The organism is Bradyrhizobium sp. 14AA, from assembly GCF_054185205.1.
In genome coordinates, this window is sequence record NZ_JAVAYM010000180.1 from 1 (window position 1) to 442 (window position 442).

At 54.1% G+C, this 442-nt stretch carries 1 pseudogene; it reads right to left on the reverse strand.

What is annotated here, in order from left to right:
• Positions 1–107: 107 nt before the first annotated feature.
• Positions 108–442, reverse strand: a pseudogene (gene yaiW / locus RAD15_RS43905) (surface-exposed outer membrane lipoprotein YaiW); the annotation flags it as partial.

Sequence of the window (442 nt, forward strand, 5' to 3'; positions counted from 1 at the left end):
CTTCCTCACGGGCTGCCTCATTTTTGCCGTTATCGCCGCGTTTTTACGCTGGCGTCACCGTCACCAATAAACCTTAGCGCGCTGGAGAAAATATCCCAGCGCGAAATTTATCGCCCCATACACCGCGCCCGCCGCTCATCAACTCGTTTAGCAAACCAGGCGGTCGTCCGCTTGCGCGTGATCTTCGGACTTTCCAGTTGAATACCGGGCAACATTTCCCGCGCAAGCGTCTTGCCCGTTTTGGCCTCGGCCAGTTTATAGACTTTCTTGTAGAGCGCCGTTTTTTCAAACGCCAGGCTATCGCCTTTCTCCAGTTGGCTGCGAATTTCACGCTCACTCATTCCCAACTGCCCTGCCAGTTTGCGTACCGCTAACTCTGTTTTGCCCGGTTCCTTGCTGTTATAACGAATCAGATCGCCATCCAGCGCCAGTTTTACCCCAC